Here is a 19,052-nt window from a genome sequence, read left to right on the forward strand (position 1 = left end):
GCCCCGGCCGAGCAGGCCGAGACCCCGGCCACCGAGGCCCCGGCCGAGCAGGCCGAGACCCCGGCCACCGAGGCTCCGGCCGAGACCCCGGCCACCGAGGCTCCGGCCGAGCAGGCCACCGAGGCCGAGACTCCGGCCGCCGAGTAGTTCCGCGGGGACGGGAAACCGTCGATGTGGGAGACTGTCCGCACGGGCAGTCTCCCGGGCCGCATTCCCGACGGCCCATCCGACACACGACACCAAGGAGGATCGCCGCACATGGCGAATTTCACCGCCGCCGACGTCAAGAAGCTCCGCGAGCTCACCGGCTCCGGCATGAAGGCCTGCAAGGACGCCCTGGTCGAGACCGAGGGTGACTTCGACAAGGCCGTCGAGATCCTGCGCGTCAAGGGCGCCAAGGACGTGGGCAAGCGCGCCGAGCGCACCGCCGCCGAGGGCCTCATCGCCGTCTCCGGCAACACCATGGTCGAGGTCAACTCCGAGACCGACTTCGTGGCCAAGAACTCCGAGTTCATCGAGTTCGCCAACAAGGTCGCCGAGGCGGCCGCCAAGGTGAACGCGAACACCCCGGAGGAGCTCGCCGCCGCCGACCTCGACGGCCAGTCCGCCGCCGACGCCACCCACGAGCTGTCCGCCAAGATCGGCGAGAAGCTCGAGCTGCGCCGCGCCGTGACGCTGGAGGGCGACAACGTCGCCGTGTACCTCCACCGCCGCGCCTCGGACCTGCCCGCCGGCGTCGGCGTGCTGGTCGCCTACACCGGTTCCGGCGAGGAGGCCGAGCAGGCCGCCCACGTCGCCGCCATGCAGGTCGCCGCGCTGAAGGCGCAGTACCTCTCCCGCGAGGACGTCCCGGCCGAGCGCGTCGAGTCCGAGCGCGCCGTCCTGGAGAACATCACCCGCGAGGAGGGCAAGCCCGAGGCCGCGCTCCCGAAGATCGTCGAGGGCCGCATGAACGGCTTCTTCAAGGACATCGTCCTGCTGGAGCAGGCGTCCGTCGCCGACTCCAAGAAGACCGTCAAGCAGCTCATGGACGACGCCGGCGTCGCCCTGACCGGCTTCGCCCGCTTCGAGGTCGGCCAGCACTAGAGGCCGCACCCGAGCATGGGGCGGGCCCCGGACCTTCATCGGTTCGGGGCCCGCCCCTTTGCGCGTGTACCATCTGCGATAGCCGTTTCAACCCGCGCAGAGAAAGAAGGGCCATGACCGACTCCTCCACCGACAAGGACACCCGAACCGGTTTCCGGCGAGTGATGCTGAAGCTGGGCGGTGAAATGTTCGGTGGCGGCTCCGTGGGCGTGGACCCCAACGTGGTCGAGAACGTCGCCCGCCAGATCGCGGAGGTCGCCCGCTCGGGCACCGAGGTGTGCGTCGTCATCGGCGGCGGCAACTTCTTCCGCGGCGCGCAGCTGCAGCAGCGCGGCATGGACCGCGCCCGCTCGGACTACATGGGCATGCTGGGCACCGTCATGAACTGCCTGGCGCTGCAGGACTTCCTCGAGCAGCAGGGCGTCGACTCGCGGGTGCAGACGGCCATCCAGATGACGCAGGTCGCCGAGCCGTACCTGCCGCTGCGCGCCAAGCGCCACCTGGAGAAGGGCCGCGTGGTCATCTTCGGCGCCGGCATGGGCATGCCGTACTTCTCCACCGACACCACCGCCGCCCAGCGCGCCCTGGAGATCGGGTGCGAGGTGCTGCTGATGGCCAAGGGCGTCGACGGCGTCTACTCGGACGATCCGCGCGAGAACCCCGACGCCGAGCTGTTCGACCACATCACCCACCGCGAGGTCATCGAGCGCGAGCTGCGCGTCGCCGACGCGACCGCGTTCTCGCTGTGCATGGACAACGACATGCCGATCCTGGTGTTCAATCTGCTCACGGACGGCAACATCGCCCGCGCCGTGGCGGGCGAGCACATCGGCACGCTCGTGCGCAGCTGATAGATTAAAGACCCGTAACACCCGCGAGGGACGAGTCCGACCGGTCCCAGATAGAAGAGGCGACGATGATCGACGAGACGCTGCTCGACGCAGAAGAGAAGATGGCCAACTCCGTGGAGCACTGCCGCGAGGAGCTGACCCACATCCGCACCGGCCGGGCCAATCCCGCGATGTTCAACGGCGTCATGGCCGAGTACTACGGCGCGCCGACCCCGATCACCCAGATGTCCACGATCTCGGTGCCGGAGCCGCGGATGCTCATCATCAAGCCGTATGAGCCGTCGGTCATGCAGGACATCGAGAACGCGATCCGCAATTCGGATCTCGGCGTCAACCCGACCAACGACGGCCACGTCCTGCGAGTCACCGTGCCGCAGCTGACGGAGGAGCGCCGCCGCGAGATGGCCAAGATGGCCAAGGGCAAGGGCGAGGACGCCAAGATCGCCATCCGCAACGTGCGCCGCAAGGGCATGGAATCGCTGAAGAAGATCCAGAAGGACGGCGACGCGGGCGAGGACGAGGTGCAGACCGCCGAGAAGGAGCTCGACGGCGTGACCAAGAAGTACGTCGAGCAGGTCGACGCGCTGGTCGAGCGCAAGGAAGGCGAGCTGATGGAGGTCTAGGACCTCGCCGCCCCGTCTCCTGCGGGGCCAGTTCGACGTCCCTGACCCTTCCATGAACCGGAGCTGACGTGCCCTCGCCGAATCCCGAGCGCCTCCTCGAGGAGCTCCGTCTTCCCAAACCCCGCAACTCCGCGGGGCGCAACGTGCCCGTGGCGGTCGCCATGGGCGCGTTTTTGGGCGCCCTGGTCATCGGTTCGCTGTTCCTGGGGGCGTGGGCGTGGTACGTCCTCGTCGCCGGCGCCGCCGCGCTGGGTACGTGGGAGGTGGCCCAGCGGCTCCGCGAGTCGGACTGGATGTTGCCGCGGCCGGTGCTCATCCTCGGCGGGCAGTCGATGATCTGGCTGTCCTGGCCGATGGGGGTCGCCGGCATCGCCGTCGGTCTTCTGGCGACGCTCATGTTCCTGCTGGTCAGCAGGTTGTTCCTCTACGGGGCGAACGAGGCCCCGCGAAATTGGCTCCGCGACGTCGGCGTAGGTTGCTTCATCATCTTGTGGATCCCGCTGTGCCTCGCCTTCGGGGCGAGCCTGGCGCGGATGCCCACGCCCGGCGACGTCAACCCGGTGTGGGTGATCGTCGCCTTCATGCTGTGCGTGGTGGCCAACGACGTCGGCGGCTACATCGCGGGCGTGTTCTTCGGAAAGCACCCCATGGCGCCGGCGGTGAGCCCGAAGAAGTCCTGGGAGGGCTTCGCGGGCTCGGTCGTCTTCGGTTCGGCCGTGGGCGTCGCGTCGACGATTTTGCTTCTCGACGGCCCGTGGTGGTTCGGTTTGGCCCTGGGCATATTGCTCGTGGTCGCCGCGACCCTCGGGGACCTGGTCGAGTCCCAGTTCAAGCGCGACCTGGGCATCAAGGACATGTCCTCGATGATCCCGGGCCACGGCGGGCTCATGGACCGCCTCGACGGCATGCTGCCGGCGGCGGCCATGACCTGGATGCTGTTGACGATCTTCGGCCTGTAGCGGTCCGCGCGTCAGCGGTTCTTGAGCTGGCGCTTCATCTCGAACATTTTCCAGATGCCGGCGCAGGCCATGATCAGGCCGCCGATGATCGAGGCGAGCAGCAGGCCGACGCCCAACGGGAAGTTCCACGTCCACGCGAACAGGTGCAGCTCCACGGACTGCTGGTTCTGCATGATGAACACCAGCAGCAGGATCAGCAGCAGCGCGCCGATGATCAGCGCGACCCACGTGCTCGAGGCGGCGCCGCCGCGCTTGGCCGGCTTTGCAGGGCGCGTCTCCTCGTGCCGGTCGACGGGCTCCACGGCGGTCTCGTGCACGGGTTCATGATCGGACACGGGGGAGGGCTCGAGCGCCGCGTCGTCGTAACGCTCTACGGGCGCCTGCTCCGGGGGAAGGGCACGGCCGTCCCGGGACGGTCCGGGAGCGGCGGGGTAATCGCGTTCAGTCATGCTCACCATTCAACTATGCCGCGCGGTTCGCCGCCATCGGTTTCGACGTGCGATGATGGGGCCATCATGACCAAGCAACTCCCGCTCGTGTTCAAAGCGCCCCGCCGCGGCATGCCCGACACCCACCTCGCGGACCTCGACGGCCCGGCCCTCAAGGAGGCGGTGACGGAGCTCGGCCTGCCTGCGTTCCGCGCGAACCAGATCGCCCGCCACTACTACGGCCGCCTCGAGGCGGACCCGGAGACCATGACCGACCTGCCGGCCTCCGCCCGCGGCATGGTCAAGGAGGCCCTGTTCCCGCCTCTGCTGGATCCGGTGCGCCACATCTCCTGCGACGACGGCGAAACGCGCAAGACCCTGTGGAAGGCCGGCGACGGCACCCTGCTGGAGTCGGTGCTGATGAAGTACCCGGATCGCGCGACCCTGTGCATTTCCTCGCAGGCCGGCTGCGGCATGGCCTGCCCGTTCTGCGCCACCGGCCAGGGCGGTCTGCAGCGCAACCTGTCGACGGCCGAGATCATCGACCAGGTGCGCGAGGCCGCCGCCACGATGCGCGACGAGGGCGGCCGCCTGTCCAACATCGTGTTCATGGGCATGGGCGAGCCGCTGGCCAACTACAAGCGCGTCGTCGCCGCCGTCCGCCGCATCACCGATCCCGTGCCCGGCGGGTTCGGCATTTCGCAGCGCAACGTGACGGTGTCCACGGTGGGGCTCGCGCCGGCGATCCGGAAGCTCGCCGACGAGGACATGTCGGTCAGGTTGGCCGTGAGCCTGCACACGCCCGACGACGAGTTGCGCGACACGCTGGTGCCCATCAACAACCGGTTCAGCGTCTCCGAGGTCCTCGACGCCGCCCGGTATTACGCCGACAAGTCGGGCCGCCGCGTCTCCATCGAGTACGCGCTCATCCGCGACATCAACGACCAGGGCTGGCGCGCCGACATGCTGGGCAAGAAGCTGCACAAGGCGCTCGGCTCGCGCGTCCACGTCAACCTCATCCCGCTCAACCCGACGCCGGGGTCGAAGTGGGACGCGTCGCCGAAGGCGCAGCAGGACGAGTTCGTCCGCCGCGTCCGCGAACAGGGCGTGCCCTGCACCGTGCGCGACACCCGCGGCAACGAGATCGCCGCCGCGTGCGGCCAGCTCGCCGCCGAAGGGGCGTAGCGGGGCACGACATCCGGACACGCGAAAAACGCCCGCACCGTGGAAACACGGTGCGGGCGTTGCACTGCCCGGCGGGCCGGGCGGGCCTCCAGTGAGGATTAGGCCTGGAGGGTCTTGCCCTTGTCCTCGTCGATCGACGGGATGCCGCCGGTGATCGGGGTCTGGGCGGCGTTCTTGCCCCAGGTGCCCGGGGCGTGGTTCCAGGCGCGCATCTGCTTCTCGTTCAGCTCGGCGTAGGCGCCGGTGCCGTGCACCTGGTCGTGGGCCCACTGCGGCTCGACGTGGCCGAGCGGCTTGTTGCGGGCGGTGACGGTGCGGACCTGCTTGCCCTTCGGCGAGAACGCGCGCCACAGGAGGGCGATGGCGAAGATCGCCGCGAGGCTGATCAGCCAGATGTTCTCGACCTTGCCGGGGTGGTTGCCCCAGAGCATCGCGATCAGGAAGATCACGGAAATCCAGCCCGCCTTCTGCAGCGCGCCCTCGCTGAGGCCGCTCCAGCCCCACTTGGCGGCGGGGACGTCGAGATTGCTGACGCCGTTGTAGATCTCTTCCTTCTTGTGTCCGTGGGCCACGGTAATCCTCCTGTTTGCGCCGTACCTTCGCCGCCGCGGTGCCGGTTGCCCGTCGGGCCGTTCACGTACGGCCCGCGGTCGCGCCCGCGGCGGTCCCGTTAACGTGCATTTTGGCACACTCTCAGCGAATGTTGAGTATCGGGTGTAACAATACCCCAGTGAAGACCAGGATTCTCGTTCTCGGCAGCACCGGTTCCATCGGCACCCAGGCGCTGGAGGTGATCGCCGACAATCCGGAACGGTTTGCCGTGGTCGGGCTGGCCGCCGGCGGGGGGAACCCGGAACTCCTGGCCGCCCAGGCGACGACCCACGGCGTGTCGTTCGATCGCGTGGCGTGCGCGGACGGGGGAGCGGCCGCGTCGATCGACCCGGCGGTGCTCCATGGCCCGGACGCCGCCGAGCGCCTGGTCCGCGAGGCCGAGGCGGACGTCGTGCTCAATGCGCTGGTGGGCTCCATGGGCCTCGGCGCGACGTTGGCCGCGCTGGAGTCGGGCGCCCGCCTGGCGCTGGCGAACAAGGAATCCCTCGTGGCCGGCGGGTCGCTGGTCCTGCGGGCGGCGGAGCCGGGCCAGCTCGTCCCCGTCGATTCGGAGCATTCCGCGATGGCCCAGTGCCTGCGGTCGGGGACGATGGAGGAGGTCGATCGCCTCGTGCTCACCGCGTCCGGCGGCCCCTTCCGCGGCTGGACCCGCGACCGGCTCATGTCCGCCACCCCCGAGCAGGCCGGTGCCCACCCGACGTGGTCGATGGGGCCGATGAACACCCTGAACTCGGCGTCGATGGTCAACAAGGGCCTGGAGCTCATCGAAGCGTCCCTGCTTTTCGACGTCCCGGCCGAACGCATCGACGTCACCGTGCACCCGCAGTCGATCATCCATTCCATGGTCACCTTCGTCGATGGCGCGACCATCGCGCAGGCCTCTCCGCCGTCGATGAAGCTGCCCATCGCCCTGGCGCTGGGGTGGCCGGACCGCGTCGCCGACGCTCAGCCGGCGCTGGACTTCCGGGACACCATGGACTGGCGCTTCGAGCCGCTCGACGACGACGTGTTCCCCGCGGTGCGCTTGGCGCGCGAGTCGGTGACGGCCGGCGGCTGCACCCCGGCGGTCTACAACGCGGCCAATGAAGAGGCCGCCGAGGCATTCCTGGAGGGGCGCATCGCGTTCCCTCACATCGTCGACGTCGTGGGGGAGACGCTGGCCGCGATCGACGCGACGGCGCATCCTCGGGACATCGCCGACGTCCTCGAGGTCGAGGGCCGGGCCAGGGCGCTGTCCACCGAGCTGGCGGCTAAGCTGGCGCGGTGAGTTTTCTACTGGGGGTCCTCCTTTTCGCGCTCGGCATCGCGGTGACCATCGCGCTGCACGAGTGGGGTCACATGCAGGCCGCGCGCATGTGCGGCATGCGCGTGCGCCGATACTTCATCGGCTTCGGCCCGACGGTGTGGTCCACCAGCCGCAGGCATGCCGGGGCGGGCGGGCACGAAACGGAGTACGGCCTCAAGGCGGTGCCGCTGGGCGGCTTCTGCGACATCGCGGGCATGACGGCCCAGGATCCCGTGCTGCCGGAGGAAGAGGAGCACGCGATGTGGCGCCGCCCCTGGTGGCAGCGCATCGCGGTGCTTTCCGGCGGCGTGGCCATGAACCTGGTCGTCGGCGTTTTCCTCATCTACGTCGTCGCCGTGGCGTGGGGCCTGCCGAACATGAACGCCGACTACTCGCCGCGGGTAGAGGCCACCCAGTGCGTCCCCGCGACGCAGAACGCCGACGGCACCCTGTCGGACTGCTCCGGCACCGGCCCCGCCGGCGACTCCGGACTGCGCGCGGGCGATGTGATCACGTCCGTCAACGGCGAGGCCGTGGAGACGTACCCGGAGGTCATCGAGGCCGTCGGGTCGTCGTCAAGCGGGCCCATCGAATTCACCGTGGAGCGGGCGGGAACCACCGAAACCATTTCCGTGGAGCCGGAAGTCGTCGAGCGCCGCGCCCAGGACGGCACCGTGAGCCGGGTGCCGGCCGTCGGCGTGCTGTTCGAGCGCCCGCAGAACACGCTCAACGAGTACACGCCGCTGACCGCCGTGCCGGGGGCGCTGGCGTTCACCGGCGACATGTTCGGCGCGGTGTGGGACGGGCTGCTGTCCATCCCGTCGAAGGTGCCCGGCGTCGTCGCGTCGATCTTCGGCGCCGAGCGCGACCAGGAGAGCCCCATGAGCGTCGTCGGCGCCAGCCGCGTCGGCGGCGAGATGGTCGAAAACGACATGTGGAGCGGGTTCCTGATGATGCTCGCGAACCTCAACTTCTTCCTGGCGCTGTTCAACCTCGTGCCGCTGCCCCCGCTCGACGGCGGGCACATCGCCGTGGTCGTCTACGAGAAGCTGCGCGACTTCATCCGCCGCCTTGCCGGCAAGCCCGCGCTCGGCCCCGCCGACTACACCAAGCTCATGCCGGTCACCATGGCCTTCACCGCCGTGCTGCTGACCTTCGGCGTGATCGTCATCGCAGCCGACGTGGTCAACCCGATCCGGCTTTTCGGCTAACGTCCTTTCATAGACCCGCCATCCAGGTAATCCCAGGAATGAGGAAGCACTCCCCGTGAACGTCTCGCTCGGAATCCCCGAAACCCCCGCCGTCCTCGCGCCGCGTCGCAAGACCCGCCAGCTGATGGTCGGCGGCGTGGGGGTCGGGTCGGACCACCCGATCTCCGTGCAGTCGATGACCAACACGAAGACGCACGACATCAACGCCACGCTGCAGCAGATCGCGCAGCTGACGGCGTCGGGCTGCGACATCGTGCGCGTGGCCTGCCCGAAGACGATCGACGCCGAGGCGCTGCCGATCATCGCGAAGAAGTCGCCGATCCCGGTCATCGCGGACATCCACTTCCAGCCGAAGTACATCTTCGCCGCCATCGACGCCGGTTGCGCCGCCGTGCGCGTGAACCCGGGCAACATCAAGGAGTTCGACGGGCGCGTCAAGGAGGTCGCGAAGGCGGCCGGCGACGCGGGCATCCCCATCCGCATCGGCGTCAACGCCGGGTCGCTGGACAAGCGGATCATGGATAAGTACGGCAAGGCCACGCCCGAGGCGCTGGTCGAGTCCGCGCTGTGGGAGGCCGGCCTGTTCGAGGAGCACGGCTTCGGCGACATCAAGATCTCCGTCAAGCACAACGACCCCGTCGTCATGGTGGAGGCCTACCGCCAGCTCGCCGCGCAGTGCGACTACCCGCTGCACCTGGGCGTGACGGAGGCCGGCCCGGCGTTCCAGGGCACCATCAAGTCTTCGGTGGCGTTCGGCGCGCTGCTGGCGGAGGGCATCGGCGACACCATCCGCGTGTCGCTGTCGGCCCCGCCGGAGGAGGAGATCAAGGTCGGCGACCAGATCCTCCAGTCGCTGAACCTGCGCCCGCGCAAGCTGGACATCGTGTCCTGCCCGTCGTGCGGCCGTGCCCAGGTCGACGTCTACGAGCTGGCCGAGAAGGTCACCGCGGGCCTCGAGGGCATGGAGGTTCCGCTGCGCGTGGCCGTCATGGGCTGCGTGGTCAACGGGCCGGGCGAGGCGCGCGACGCCGACCTCGGCGTGGCGTCCGGCAACGGCAAGGGCCAGATCTTCGTCAAGGGCGAGGTCATCAAGACCGTGCCGGAGGACCAGATCGTGGAGACCCTCATCGAAGAGGCCATGCGCATCGCCGAGGAGATGGGCGAGGGCGAGGCCACGGTCACCGGTGGCCCGGAGGTCAAGATCACCGGCGCCTAAGCCTGGGGCAAGGTTCTCGGCTTGACGACGATCCGCGGCGTCCGCGCGTCGGCGTGCCACCCGGGCGCGATCCGTCTCCGGTGATAGCGTCCGCGGCATGAATTCCAGTTCCCGGCGGCGGCGTTTCGCCGCGCTGTTCACGGCCATCGCGATGTCCGCCACCGCGGTGGCGTGCACGCCGCGCCCGGACACGGGGGAAGACGTCCTCGAGGACTTTTTCGGCGCGCTGGCGGCCGGGGACGTCGCGGGGGCGGCGGAGCTCACGGATCATGCGGCGACGGCCCGGAAGGACCTCGACGCGGCGTGGAACGGCCTGTCGGCGGAGACGCTCGAGGCGGAGATCGGCGAGGTCCGCGGCGACGGCGGCCGCACCACGGCCGAGGTCACGCTGGACTGGGATCTCGCGGGCGACCGCGAGTGGCTGTACGACACGACGTTCCACCTGACCAAGTCCGATAGCCGGTGGGCCGTGCGCTGGAGCCCGTCGGCGCTGCACCCGCGCCTGGGCAACAACCAGCATCCGGAGCTGCGGCGCATTCCCGCCCCGCGGGCGTCGGTGGTCGGTTCCGATGGCGCGTCGCTGCTGGAGCCGGGGACGGTGCACCGCGTGGTGCTGGATCGTTCGGCGGTGCCGGACGTGCAGGGGGCGGTCAACCGCATCGCCACGGTGGTCAACAACGGCATGCCCAAGGACGACGAGGGCCGGCAGGCCGCGACGGTCGACGCCCGCGCCGTCGGGCCCCGGGCGGCGGGCGGTTCCGGGCCGTTCTCCGTCGTCGTGCTGCCGGCCGATGCGCCCGCCGAGGTGCGCGACGAGCTCGCGTCGCTGCCCGGCGTCTCCGTCAACGACGAGGCGGCCATGGTTCGCCCGGATCCCGGGTTCGCTCCCGAACTGATGAGCCGCGTCGAGCGGGTCGTCTCCGACGACGTCTCCGGCGGCGACGGCTGGAACATCGTCGCCGCCAACCCGGACGGCGGGGTGCTCGCGTCCCTGCATTCCGTCGCGCCGGAGGTTCGGCCGGCGATCCGCGCCTCGGTGAGCAAGTCGGTCCAGGACGCCGCGCAGCGCGCCGTGGACCTGCGCCCGGAGGCGGAGGTCATGCTCGTGGCGGTCCGCCCATCGTCGGGCGAGGTGCTCGCGGTGGCGCAGACCCGGAAGGCGGACGAGAAGGGCGATCTGGCCCTGATGGGCCAGTACCCGCCGGGGTCGACGTTCAAGATCGTCACCGCCGCGGCGGGCATGGACCACCTGGACCTCGACCCGGGGTCGACCGTGCCGTGCCCGGGCACCATGACGCTGGGCCCGCGCGTGGTCACCAACTACAACGGGTCGGGCGTCGGCAATACGTCGCTCAACGATGCGTTCGCGCGGTCGTGCAACACCACCTTCGCAGACATCTCGCACCGCATGGAGCCGGGGGAACTGCAGTCGGAGGCCAAGCTCTTCGGCCTCGGCGTGGATTACCGGATCGCCGGCCTGGACACGATCACGGGGTCGGTGTCCGACGGGTCGGACGAGGCCGAGCGCATCGACGCCGGCTACGGCCAGGGCTTCGACCTGGCCAGCCCCTTCGGCATGGCCATGGTGTCGGCCACCGTGGCCGCCGGCCGCGTGCCCACCCCGACCCTGGTGCCGCAGGCCGGCACGTGGGCCTCGGCGCATCCGGAGCCGCTGGATCCCGCGACGGTCGAGCACCTGCGCACCGTGATGCGCTCGGTGGTCACCTCGGGCACCGCCACGGCGATCGCGGGGCGGGGCGAGGTCTACGGCAAGACCGGCGAGGCCGAGGTCTCCGGGGGATCGCACGCGTGGTTCACGGGATGGCGCGACGACATCGCCTTCGCCACCCTCATCGTCCACGGCGGCGGTTCGGAGCACGCGGTGTCGGTCACCGACGCCTTCCTGGCCAACCTCGACGAGCAGGCGGACCCCGCGCCCGTCGGCTGAGGCGTCCACGGGCGGGGGTATCGTGTTCGCCATGACCGATCGTGCACCGTTGACCATGCAGGAGCCCACCCCCATCCGCACCGTGCCCGCCCACATCGAGCGGCCGGAATACGCGTGGAAGGACGAGGTCGCCGAGGGCGTCGGCGAGCCGCTGGTCCAGACCCCGGAGGACATCGAGTCGATGCGCGAGGTCTCCCGCATCGCCGCCAACGCGCTGGTGGAGGCCGGCAAGGCGTGCGTCCCGGGCGCGACCACGGATGACGTCGACCGGGTCGTGCACGAGTACCTGATGGACCACGACACGTACCCGTCGCCGCTGGGCTACCGCGGGTTCACCAAGAGCTCGTGCGTGTCGCTCAACGAGATCGTGTGCCACGGCATCCCGGGCACGCAGGTCATCGAGGACGGCGACATCGTCAACGTCGACGTCACCGGATACAAGAACGGCGTGCACGGCGACACCAACGCGACCTTCTTCGCCGGCGACGTTTCCGAAGAGCACCGCCTGCTCGTCGAGCGGACGTACAACGCGACGATGCGCGGCATCAAGGCCATCAAGCCGGGCCGCGAGATCAACGTCATCGGCCGCGTGATCGAGGCCTACGCCCGCCGCTTCGGCTACAACACGGTCCGCGACTTCACCGGCCACGGCGTGGGCACCACGTTCCACAACGGGCTGGTCGTCCTGCATTACGACGAGCCGTCGCAGACCACCGTCCTCGAGCCGGGCATGACCCTGACCGTCGAGCCGATGATCAACCTCGGCGAGCTGGATTACGAGATCTGGGAGGACGGCTGGACCGTCCAGAACTCCGATCGCAAGTGGACGGCGCAGTTCGAGCACACGGTGCTGGTCACCGATTCGGGGTACGAGATCCTGACCAAGCCCGACGAGGTCGTGGAGGGCCAGTTCCTCACCGGTTGGACCCCGGGCGCCTGATCCCATGGCGCGGGGGTCGCAGGGGAGGTCCTTCCTCGTCGCCGGCTGCACGTCGGACGCGGGCAAGTCGGTGATCGTCGCCGGGCTGTGCCGGCTGTTGGCGCGGCGCGGGGTGTCGGTGGCGCCGTTCAAGGCGCAGAACATGTCCAACAATTGCGCCGTGACGCCCGACGGCGGCGAGATCGGCCGCGCCCAGGCGCTGCAGGCCCTGGCATGCGGGCTGGAGCCCAGCGTCGATTTCAATCCCGTGCTGCTCAAGCCGGGTTCGGATCAGACGAGCCAGGTCGTGGTGCGGGGCCGGGCGGAGGGGACGGTGTCGGCGCTGACGTACCGGGAGCGTCGCAAAGCACTGCGGTCCGTGACCGTGGACTGCCTGGCCGACCTGCGGGCGCGGTACGACGTCGTGGTGTGCGAGGGCGCGGGGTCGCCGGCCGAGGTGAACCTGCGCGAGTCGGACATCGCGAACATGGGCCTGGCCGAGGCCGCCGATTTGCCGGTGCTCGTCGCCGGCGACATCGACCGCGGCGGGGTGCTCGCGCATTTCGTGGGCACGCACGCGATCCTCGGCGAGGGGGATCGGGGGCGGATCACGGGGTTCGTGGTCAACAAGTTCCGCGGGGCGGTCGAGTTGCTCGCTCCGGGCCTCGACGTCGTGGAGCAGCGCACGGGAGTGCCGGTCCTCGGCGTCATCCCCTTCATCCGGGGGCTGTGGATCGACGCCGAGGATTCGCTGGGCACGGTCGCCTCGACGTCCGTCGGACCGGCGACGCGGCCGCTGGGGGAGGACGTCCTCGTCGTCGCCGCCATCCGACTGCCGAGGGTGTCCAACGCCACCGACGTCGAGGCGCTGGCCGCGGAGCCCGGCGTCCGCGTCGAGTGGACGGCCGATCCGAGCACGGTCGCGCGCGCCGATCTGGTCGTGTTGCCCGGCACCAAGGCCACGGTCCACGATCTCGGGTGGCTGCGGGAGCAGGGGCTTGACGACGCTCTGGTCCGCCGCGCAGCCCGGGGCGAGCCGACGCTGGGCATCTGCGGTGGCTTCCAGATGATGTGCACGTCCATCGTCGACGGCGTGGAGAATCCGGATGGCGTCACCGGCGACCCCGTGCGCGTCGACGGTCTGGGCATCTTCGACGCGGACGTCGAGTTCGGCGAGGAGAAGGTGCTCGCCCGGCACGACGACGGTTCCTACGAGGTGCACAACGGCCGCGTGGTCCGAAGCGCCGAGGAACCGTGGCCGCATGGCGAGGGCGCCGTGCGCGGCGCCGTGGCGGGGACGCACCGGCACGGGTTGCTGGAAAACGATGCACTGCGCCGCGAATACCTGCGGACGGTGGCCGACGCAGCGGGGCTGGACGGCTTCGTCGTCGCACCGGACACGGATTTCCGCGCCGAGCGGCTGCGGCAACTGGACCTCATCGCCGACGCGATCGAGGAGCATCTCGCGGGGCCTGCGCTCGCGGCGGCGACGGGAGTGCCCGAACTGGGGTAGTCCCCGGACGTCTCCGCGCGAATCGCCGACGGTGATGGCGCCGGATCCCCTAGATTCGGCGATGACACGGCAATCGGCCCGCAGAGGCGGGCCCGATCAGGGGAGTGGCGGATGACACGGGTGCGTTTCGGGGCGATCGGAGCCGCCGCGATGATGTGCATGGCGATGGGGTCGGGCATGGCCACGGCCGAACCGGCGGCCCCCACCGGATCCGCGGACCTCGGGTCGGCGGCCGCGGTCGAGGAGCCGTTCCCGGAGTTGGGGTGGGCGAACGACCCCGGGTGCGTGCCGTCGCCGGAGCACCCGCAGCCCGTCCTGCTCATCCACGGCACGTGGAGCGTCGCCCAGGACATGGCGAAGCTCGGCGCCCCGCTGGTCGACGCCGGCTACTGCGTCTTCTCGCTCGAATACGGGTGGCACCGGGAATCGGTGCGCGGTGGCATTCCCGGCAGCAACGGAGTCGGCGACGTGCGCGAGAGCGCCGCGGCGGTCGACCGGGCGATCCGGCACGTGGCCGGAGAGACCGCGGCCGGGCGGGCAGCGGGAAAGGTCGACGTCGTCGGGCATTCCCAGGCCGCGCTGTTGATGCGGCTGGCCATGAACGATCACGGGGCGGCGGAGTTCGTCGATGATGCGATCTACCTTGCGGGCACGCACCGCGGCACGTCGATGGACGGGCTCGACCAGCTGAACCTGCATTCCAGCTCGGGTGCCGTGGCCATCGGCGATGCCATCCTCGGCCCCGCGGCGATGCAGCAGCTCAACGGTTCCGACGTCGTGGCGCACCTGGAGACCCTGCCCGACACTCAGCCGGGCGTCGATTACACGGTCCTGGCGTCGGCCGATGATACGACGGCCAGCACCGCGCCCGGGGCATTCCTGGAGGCGGGCCCCGGGGCGACGGTGACGAACGCCCTGATCCAGGACGTGTGCCCGGCCGCGCCGTCACCGTTCACCCACGACGACATGCGAGATCACCCCGTCACGCACGGCCTGGTGCTGGAGGCGCTGGCCGGGCGTCCGGTCGTCTGCGGATAGCCGAGCCGGCGGTCAGTCGAACTCGAGGCCGAGGATCGCGTTCTCGATGACCTCGGGCAGCGCCGGGTGGATCCAGTGCTGCTTCTCCACGACCTCGCGGACGTCTTGCTCGAAGGCCATCATCTGGATGCACTGCTGCACCAGGGTGGCGGCCTGCTCGCCGATGAAGTGGGCGCCGACGAGGCGGCCGGTCTTCTTGTCGGCGATGAGCTTGGCGAAGCCGTCGCGGTCCTCCAGCGCCCAGCCGTACGCCACGTCGCCGTAGTTCTGCACCTTCACGGTGACGTCGGTGCCGTTGGCGGCGGCCCACTCGCGGGCCTCGTCCTCGGTCATGCCGACCTGGCCGATCTGCGGGTGCGAGAACACCGCGGACGGGATGTGCCGGTGGTCGAAGGACCGCAGGTTCCCCGGGTTGAGGACGTTGTGGAAGACGACCTTCGCCTCATGGTTGGCGATGTGCTTCAGCTGATGCGGGCTGGACACGTCGCCCAGCGCCCACACGCCCTCGGCGGAGGTGCGGCCGTGCTCGTCGACGGCGATGCGGCCGTCGTCGGTCATGTCCACCCCGCCGGCGGCGAGCTCCATCAGGTCTCCGTTGGGGGTGCGCCCGGTGGCCACGAGGAATTCGCCGCCCCGGACCTCGGTGCCGTCGGAAAGCTCCGCGACGACGACGGTCGACCCGTCGGCCGCCCGTTCCTCGCGCAGCGACTCGATGGTGGTGTTGAGGCGGACGTCCCAATCGCGGGAGGCGACCTCGGTGAAGCGCTTCGACACTTCGGCGTCGGACTCGCGGTTCATGGCGCCGGAGCGGACGATGACGTGGACCTTCACGCCCAGCGACGAGAAGACGTGCGCGAACTCGGTGGCGATGAAGCCGCCGCCGAGGATGATCATCTCCTCCGGCAGGCGGTCGATGCGCATGATGTCCTTGTTCGTGCGGTACCCGACGCCCGACTCGGTGACGAAGCCCGGGATCTTGGTGCGCGAACCGGCCGCGACGATGATCTGGTCGGCGGTGATCTCCATCTCCTCGTCGCCCTGGCCGGTGCGGATGCGGCGGGGCCCGACGAAGACGGCGTGGCGGTCGTAGACGTCGATGTTCGGCGTCTCCGGGCCGCGGCGGTACGCCTCGCCGCCGTCGGCGATGGCGTCGATGCGCTTGGCGAACACGCGCTCCTTGATCGAGTCCCAGTCGACGGAATCCACGTGGGCGTGGACGCCCAGGCGGGCGGCCTCGGAGACGTTCCGGGCTGCGTCGGCGGCCAGGACGTACATTTTGGTGGGGATGCAGCCGACGTTGAGGCAGGTGCCGCCGAAACGGCCTTCCTCGACCAGAGCGATGCTCACGTCATCGAAGGCGGGGGACGGGATCGAGTTGCCCGATCCGGTGCCGATGATGATCAGGTCGTAGTGCCGGGCGGTGTCGCTGGACAATGCATCTCCTCGTGGTTGATCGGAAGGTCTCGGTGGCGGGGGTCAGCGGCCGTTGACCGAGTCGAAGAACAGGATCGTCTCCGACAGCGCCTGTGCGCGGGCGTGCTCCTTGGACAGGAACACGTCGTGCCGGGCACCGGGGATGGCCCTGTGCCGGGCCCCGCTTCCCAGACAACGCGTCCTCCGCGCGATCTGTTCCACGTCGAGCACCGCGTCCGCCGTGTCCAGCGACGGCGACCAATCGGCGTTGACCGCCGAGCGGTCGGAATGCAGCACCAGGCAGGGCACGCCGACCTCGATGCCGCGGTGCAGCCGGCGCTGCGCCACGAGGACCGCGTTGAGCCACGACCACGACTTCACGTGCCCCTCGACGGGCTTGAGCGTGACGTCGAAGGCCCAGTCGCCCTTGGCGCCCTTGTAGATGGACTGCCCGTACCCGCCCAGCCCCTTGTCGGGGGTGAGTCGGTCGGGCGCGCGCCGCGCCATGACCTTGGCGGCCAGCTTGACGACGGCCCGCTGCATCCGCGGATACTGCAGATCCAGCCATGGGCTGTTGAGCACGGCGCCGGGGATTTTCGCGTGCATGTCAGGGTCACGCTCGCGGAGCCCGTCGAGCCACAGCGCCGCGACGAGGCCGCCCGTGGAGTGGGCCAGAGGAGACAGGGTGGGGTGCCCGGCGTCGAGGATCAGGGCGGCGGTGGCGTCCAGGTCGACGTCGTAAAGCGACAAGTCGGCGACGTGGTGCCAGCGCTGCCCCTCGCGGCGCGACCGCCCGCACTTGCGGAGATCCACCGCGTAGAAGGCGTAACCCGCCTCATGGACGACTCGGGCGACGTGTTCCTGGAAGAAATAGTCGCTCATGCCATGTATCCACAGCACCGCCGGACGGCGCGTGAAGCCGGCCCCGTCGGCGCCGGGGGGCGCGTACTTGACGACGGTGGCGACGACCGTGCCCTCGCCATCCGGATCCGGGCCCAGGCCGACGACGGTTTCGGGGAACTCGTCGCCCAGGAGGCCGGGCGTCCATTCGGGGGTGGGGATGGTCTCGTCATTGAAGGTCACGGCCCACAGCCTAGCGGCACATTATGGGGGTGCACCCGGGGTTGTGACACAATGGATGGGAACAGTGTGTCAGTCCGGGGGACGTGCGTGCGCCGCCCGATTACCTAGTCATGAAGGATGTTGACCGCAGTGTCTGAAAACAATCTTCCCGCCACCGTCGGTGACGAAGTCGACGTTGCCCTGATCGGCGCGGGCGTCATGAGCGCCACGCTCGGCGTGCTCCTCACGGAGCTCGAGCCGGGTTGGTCCCAGGTCATCTTCGAGCGCCTGGACCAGCCGGCCGAAGAGTCGTCCTCCCCGTGGAACAACGCGGGCACCGGCCACGCGGCGCTGTGCGAGCTCAACTACACGCCCGAGTCCAACGGCGTGGTCAACGTCGACAAGGCGCTGAAGATCAACGAGCAGTTCCAGGTCTCCCGCCAGCTGTGGACCAACCTGGTCGAGGACGGGGTCATCACCGACCCGCGCGCGTTCATCAACGCCGTCGACCACACCACCTTCGCCCAGGGCCCGGAGCAGATGGCGTTCATGCGCCGTCGCTTCGACGCGCTGAACGACGAGCCGCTGTTCCACGGCCAAGAGCTCATCGAGGACCACGACCGCTTCGCCGAGTACCTGCCGCTGATGGCCGAGGGCCGCGACTTCTCCACCCCGGTCTCCGCGATCCGCAACCCCAACGGCACCGACGTCAACTTCGGCGCGCTGACCAAGCAGTACCTGGCCGCGCTGTCCGACCGCGGCACCGAGATCCGCTACGGCCACGAGGTCAAGAACGTCACCCGCGAGGGCGCCAAGTGGGTCATTACGGTGAAGAACATGCACACCGGCGACACCCGCACGGTCCGCGCGAACTTCGTGTTCGTCGGCGCCGGCGGCAACGCTCTGCCGCTGCTGCAGAAGGCCGGCATCCCGGAGATCAAGGGTTACGGCGGCTTCCCGGTGTCCGGCCAGTGGCTGCGCTGCACCAACGAGGAGCTCATCGCCAAGCATGACGCCAAGGTCTACGGCAAGGCGTCCGTCGGCACCCCGCCGATGTCCGTGCCGCACCTGGACACCCGCGTCATCGACGGCAAGAAGGGCCTGCTGTTCGGCCCCTACGCCGGTTGGACCCCGAAGTTCCTCAAGCAGGGCAAGCTCACCGACCTGCCGAAGTCGCTGCGACTGCACAACCTGTCCACGCTGCTCGGCGTCGGCGTCCACGAGATGGGCCTGACCAAGTACCTGATCACCGAGGTCATCAAGAACCACGCCGCGCGCGTCGAGTCGCTGCGCGAGTACGTGCCCAACGCCCGCGACGAGGACTGGGAGATCGTCAACGCCGGCCAGCGCGTGCAGGTGATCAAGCCCGCGAAGGCGCCGAAGTTCGGCACCCTGGAGTTCGGCACCGCCGTGATCAACTCCGCCGACGGCTCCATCGCCGGCCTGATGGGCGCGTCCCCGGGCGCCTCCATCGCCCCGGCCGTGATGATCGAGCTGCTCGAGCGCTGCTTCGGCGACAAGATGAGCGCCTGGACCCCGAAGATCAAGGAGCTCGTGCCCTCCTACGGCACCCAGCTGTCCGAGGACCCGGAGCTGTACAAGAAGGTCTGGGACGCCTCGCAGAAGGCCCTGAAGCTGGAGCGTTAAGCCCGGCCCGGTCTGATCGGCGGCGGTGACCCCCATTGATTGATGGGGGCCACCGC

The 19,052-nt window shown here is 69.7% G+C and carries 17 protein-coding genes; 13 read left to right on the top strand and 4 right to left on the bottom strand.

Features of this window, described 5'->3' with window-relative positions; translation table 11 throughout:
• Nucleotides 1-258 precede the first annotated feature (258 nt).
• The 4 genes from tsf to GX015_RS09935 all read left to right on the top strand — a co-directional run bounded on the left by tsf (nucleotide 259) and on the right by GX015_RS09935 (nucleotide 3,519).
• Nucleotides 259-1,086, top strand: a complete 828-nt coding sequence (gene tsf / locus GX015_RS09920; protein WP_291344797.1) for a translation elongation factor Ts — start codon at nucleotides 259-261, stop codon at nucleotides 1,084-1,086.
• A 113-nt stretch (nucleotides 1,087-1,199) separates the two neighbouring features.
• Nucleotides 1,200-1,937, top strand: coding sequence for a UMP kinase (pyrH, locus tag GX015_RS09925; RefSeq protein WP_291344799.1), 738 nt, complete (start codon nucleotides 1,200-1,202; stop codon nucleotides 1,935-1,937).
• A gap of 65 nt (nucleotides 1,938-2,002) precedes the next feature.
• On the top strand, nucleotides 2,003-2,560 hold the full coding sequence (gene frr, locus GX015_RS09930) for a ribosome recycling factor (RefSeq protein WP_291344801.1): 558 nt from the start codon (nucleotides 2,003-2,005) through the stop codon (nucleotides 2,558-2,560).
• A 161-nt stretch (nucleotides 2,561-2,721) separates the two neighbouring features.
• Nucleotides 2,722-3,519 (top strand): phosphatidate cytidylyltransferase, encoded by a 798-nt coding sequence (locus GX015_RS09935; protein WP_291344831.1) that lies wholly within the window; start codon nucleotides 2,722-2,724, stop codon nucleotides 3,517-3,519.
• Nucleotides 3,520-3,530: 11 nt separating this feature from the next.
• Here the strand turns inward: GX015_RS09935 and GX015_RS09940 are convergent, their stop codons facing one another.
• Nucleotides 3,531-3,968 (bottom strand): lipopolysaccharide assembly LapA domain-containing protein, encoded by a 438-nt coding sequence (locus tag GX015_RS09940; RefSeq protein WP_291344803.1) that lies wholly within the window; start codon nucleotides 3,966-3,968, stop codon nucleotides 3,531-3,533.
• Nucleotides 3,969-4,034: 66 nt separating this feature from the next.
• Here GX015_RS09940 and rlmN point away from each other — a divergent pair, with 66 nt between their 5' ends.
• Entirely contained in the window at nucleotides 4,035-5,132 is a 1,098-nt protein-coding gene (gene rlmN / locus GX015_RS09945; RefSeq protein WP_291344805.1) for a 23S rRNA (adenine(2503)-C(2))-methyltransferase RlmN, read from the top strand.
• A 98-nt stretch (nucleotides 5,133-5,230) separates the two neighbouring features.
• Here rlmN and GX015_RS09950 read toward each other — a convergent pair whose 3' ends face one another.
• A complete protein-coding gene (locus GX015_RS09950; protein WP_291344807.1) occupies nucleotides 5,231-5,704 on the bottom strand; it encodes a DUF2631 domain-containing protein in 474 nt (157 codons plus the stop codon).
• Between the two features lie 158 nt (nucleotides 5,705-5,862).
• Between GX015_RS09950 and dxr the strand changes: the two genes are divergently transcribed.
• From dxr to GX015_RS09985, 7 genes are all read left to right on the top strand, one after another.
• On the top strand, nucleotides 5,863-7,011 hold the full coding sequence (gene dxr, locus GX015_RS09955) for a 1-deoxy-D-xylulose-5-phosphate reductoisomerase (protein ID WP_291344810.1): 1,149 nt from the start codon (nucleotides 5,863-5,865) through the stop codon (nucleotides 7,009-7,011).
• Complete coding sequence (locus GX015_RS09960; RefSeq protein ID WP_291344812.1) at nucleotides 7,008-8,240, top strand: site-2 protease family protein; 1,233 nt, start codon at nucleotides 7,008-7,010, stop codon at nucleotides 8,238-8,240. Before dxr ends, GX015_RS09960 begins: the two co-directional genes overlap by 4 nt.
• 55 nt (nucleotides 8,241-8,295) lie before the next feature.
• A complete protein-coding gene (ispG, locus tag GX015_RS09965) occupies nucleotides 8,296-9,456 on the top strand; it encodes a flavodoxin-dependent (E)-4-hydroxy-3-methylbut-2-enyl-diphosphate synthase (protein ID WP_291344814.1) in 1,161 nt (386 codons plus the stop codon).
• A gap of 97 nt (nucleotides 9,457-9,553) precedes the next feature.
• Nucleotides 9,554-11,404, top strand: a complete 1,851-nt coding sequence (locus GX015_RS09970; RefSeq protein WP_291344816.1) for a penicillin-binding transpeptidase domain-containing protein — start codon at nucleotides 9,554-9,556, stop codon at nucleotides 11,402-11,404.
• Nucleotides 11,405-11,435: 31 nt separating this feature from the next.
• Nucleotides 11,436-12,344: a type I methionyl aminopeptidase gene (map, locus tag GX015_RS09975; protein ID WP_291344818.1), complete on the top strand. Its 909-nt coding sequence runs from the start codon at nucleotides 11,436-11,438 to the stop codon at nucleotides 12,342-12,344.
• A 4-nt stretch (nucleotides 12,345-12,348) separates the two neighbouring features.
• On the top strand, nucleotides 12,349-13,836 hold the full coding sequence (locus GX015_RS09980) for a cobyric acid synthase (protein ID WP_291344820.1): 1,488 nt from the start codon (nucleotides 12,349-12,351) through the stop codon (nucleotides 13,834-13,836).
• A 111-nt stretch (nucleotides 13,837-13,947) separates the two neighbouring features.
• Nucleotides 13,948-14,874, top strand: a complete 927-nt coding sequence (locus tag GX015_RS09985; RefSeq protein ID WP_291344822.1) for a hypothetical protein — start codon at nucleotides 13,948-13,950, stop codon at nucleotides 14,872-14,874.
• A gap of 12 nt (nucleotides 14,875-14,886) precedes the next feature.
• On the opposite strand, the gene mtr is transcribed toward GX015_RS09985, so the two are convergent.
• Together mtr and GX015_RS09995 are read right to left on the bottom strand one after the other, a co-directional pair.
• Nucleotides 14,887-16,308, bottom strand: a complete 1,422-nt coding sequence (gene mtr / locus GX015_RS09990) for a mycothione reductase (protein WP_291344824.1) — start codon at nucleotides 16,306-16,308, stop codon at nucleotides 14,887-14,889.
• Nucleotides 16,309-16,350: 42 nt separating this feature from the next.
• The gene (locus GX015_RS09995; protein WP_291344826.1) at nucleotides 16,351-17,370 is read right to left on the bottom strand and encodes an alpha/beta hydrolase; all 1,020 of its coding nucleotides are present in this window, start codon (nucleotides 17,368-17,370) and stop codon (nucleotides 16,351-16,353) included.
• A gap of 129 nt (nucleotides 17,371-17,499) precedes the next feature.
• Here GX015_RS09995 and mqo point away from each other — a divergent pair, with 129 nt between their 5' ends.
• The gene (mqo, locus tag GX015_RS10000; protein WP_291344828.1) at nucleotides 17,500-18,996 is read left to right on the top strand and encodes a malate dehydrogenase (quinone); all 1,497 of its coding nucleotides are present in this window, start codon (nucleotides 17,500-17,502) and stop codon (nucleotides 18,994-18,996) included.
• Nucleotides 18,997-19,052: the final 56 nt, after the last annotated feature.

Origin of the sequence: Corynebacterium sp., assembly GCF_012837295.1 — a bacterium.
Taxonomy (GTDB): Bacteria; Actinomycetota; Actinomycetes; order Mycobacteriales; family Mycobacteriaceae; genus Corynebacterium.

Excerpts from the sequence above, each read along its gene's own strand:
- tsf (WP_291344797.1), top strand. The coding sequence starts at position 259 with ATGGCGAATTTCACCGCCGCCGACGTCAAGAAGCTCCGCGAGCTCACC.
- pyrH (WP_291344799.1), top strand. The coding sequence starts at position 1,200 with ATGACCGACTCCTCCACCGACAAGGACACCCGAACCGGTTTCCGGCGA.
- frr (WP_291344801.1), top strand. The coding sequence starts at position 2,003 with ATGATCGACGAGACGCTGCTCGACGCAGAAGAGAAGATGGCCAACTCC.
- GX015_RS09935 (WP_291344831.1), top strand. The coding sequence starts at position 2,722 with ATGGGCGCGTTTTTGGGCGCCCTGGTCATCGGTTCGCTGTTCCTGGGG.
- GX015_RS09940 (WP_291344803.1), bottom strand. The coding sequence starts at position 3,968 with ATGACTGAACGCGATTACCCCGCCGCTCCCGGACCGTCCCGGGACGGC.
- rlmN (WP_291344805.1), top strand. The coding sequence starts at position 4,035 with ATGACCAAGCAACTCCCGCTCGTGTTCAAAGCGCCCCGCCGCGGCATG.
- GX015_RS09970 (WP_291344816.1), top strand. The coding sequence starts at position 9,554 with ATGAATTCCAGTTCCCGGCGGCGGCGTTTCGCCGCGCTGTTCACGGCC.
- map (WP_291344818.1), top strand. The coding sequence starts at position 11,436 with ATGACCGATCGTGCACCGTTGACCATGCAGGAGCCCACCCCCATCCGC.
- GX015_RS09980 (WP_291344820.1), top strand. The coding sequence starts at position 12,349 with ATGGCGCGGGGGTCGCAGGGGAGGTCCTTCCTCGTCGCCGGCTGCACG.
- GX015_RS09985 (WP_291344822.1), top strand. The coding sequence starts at position 13,948 with ATGACACGGGTGCGTTTCGGGGCGATCGGAGCCGCCGCGATGATGTGC.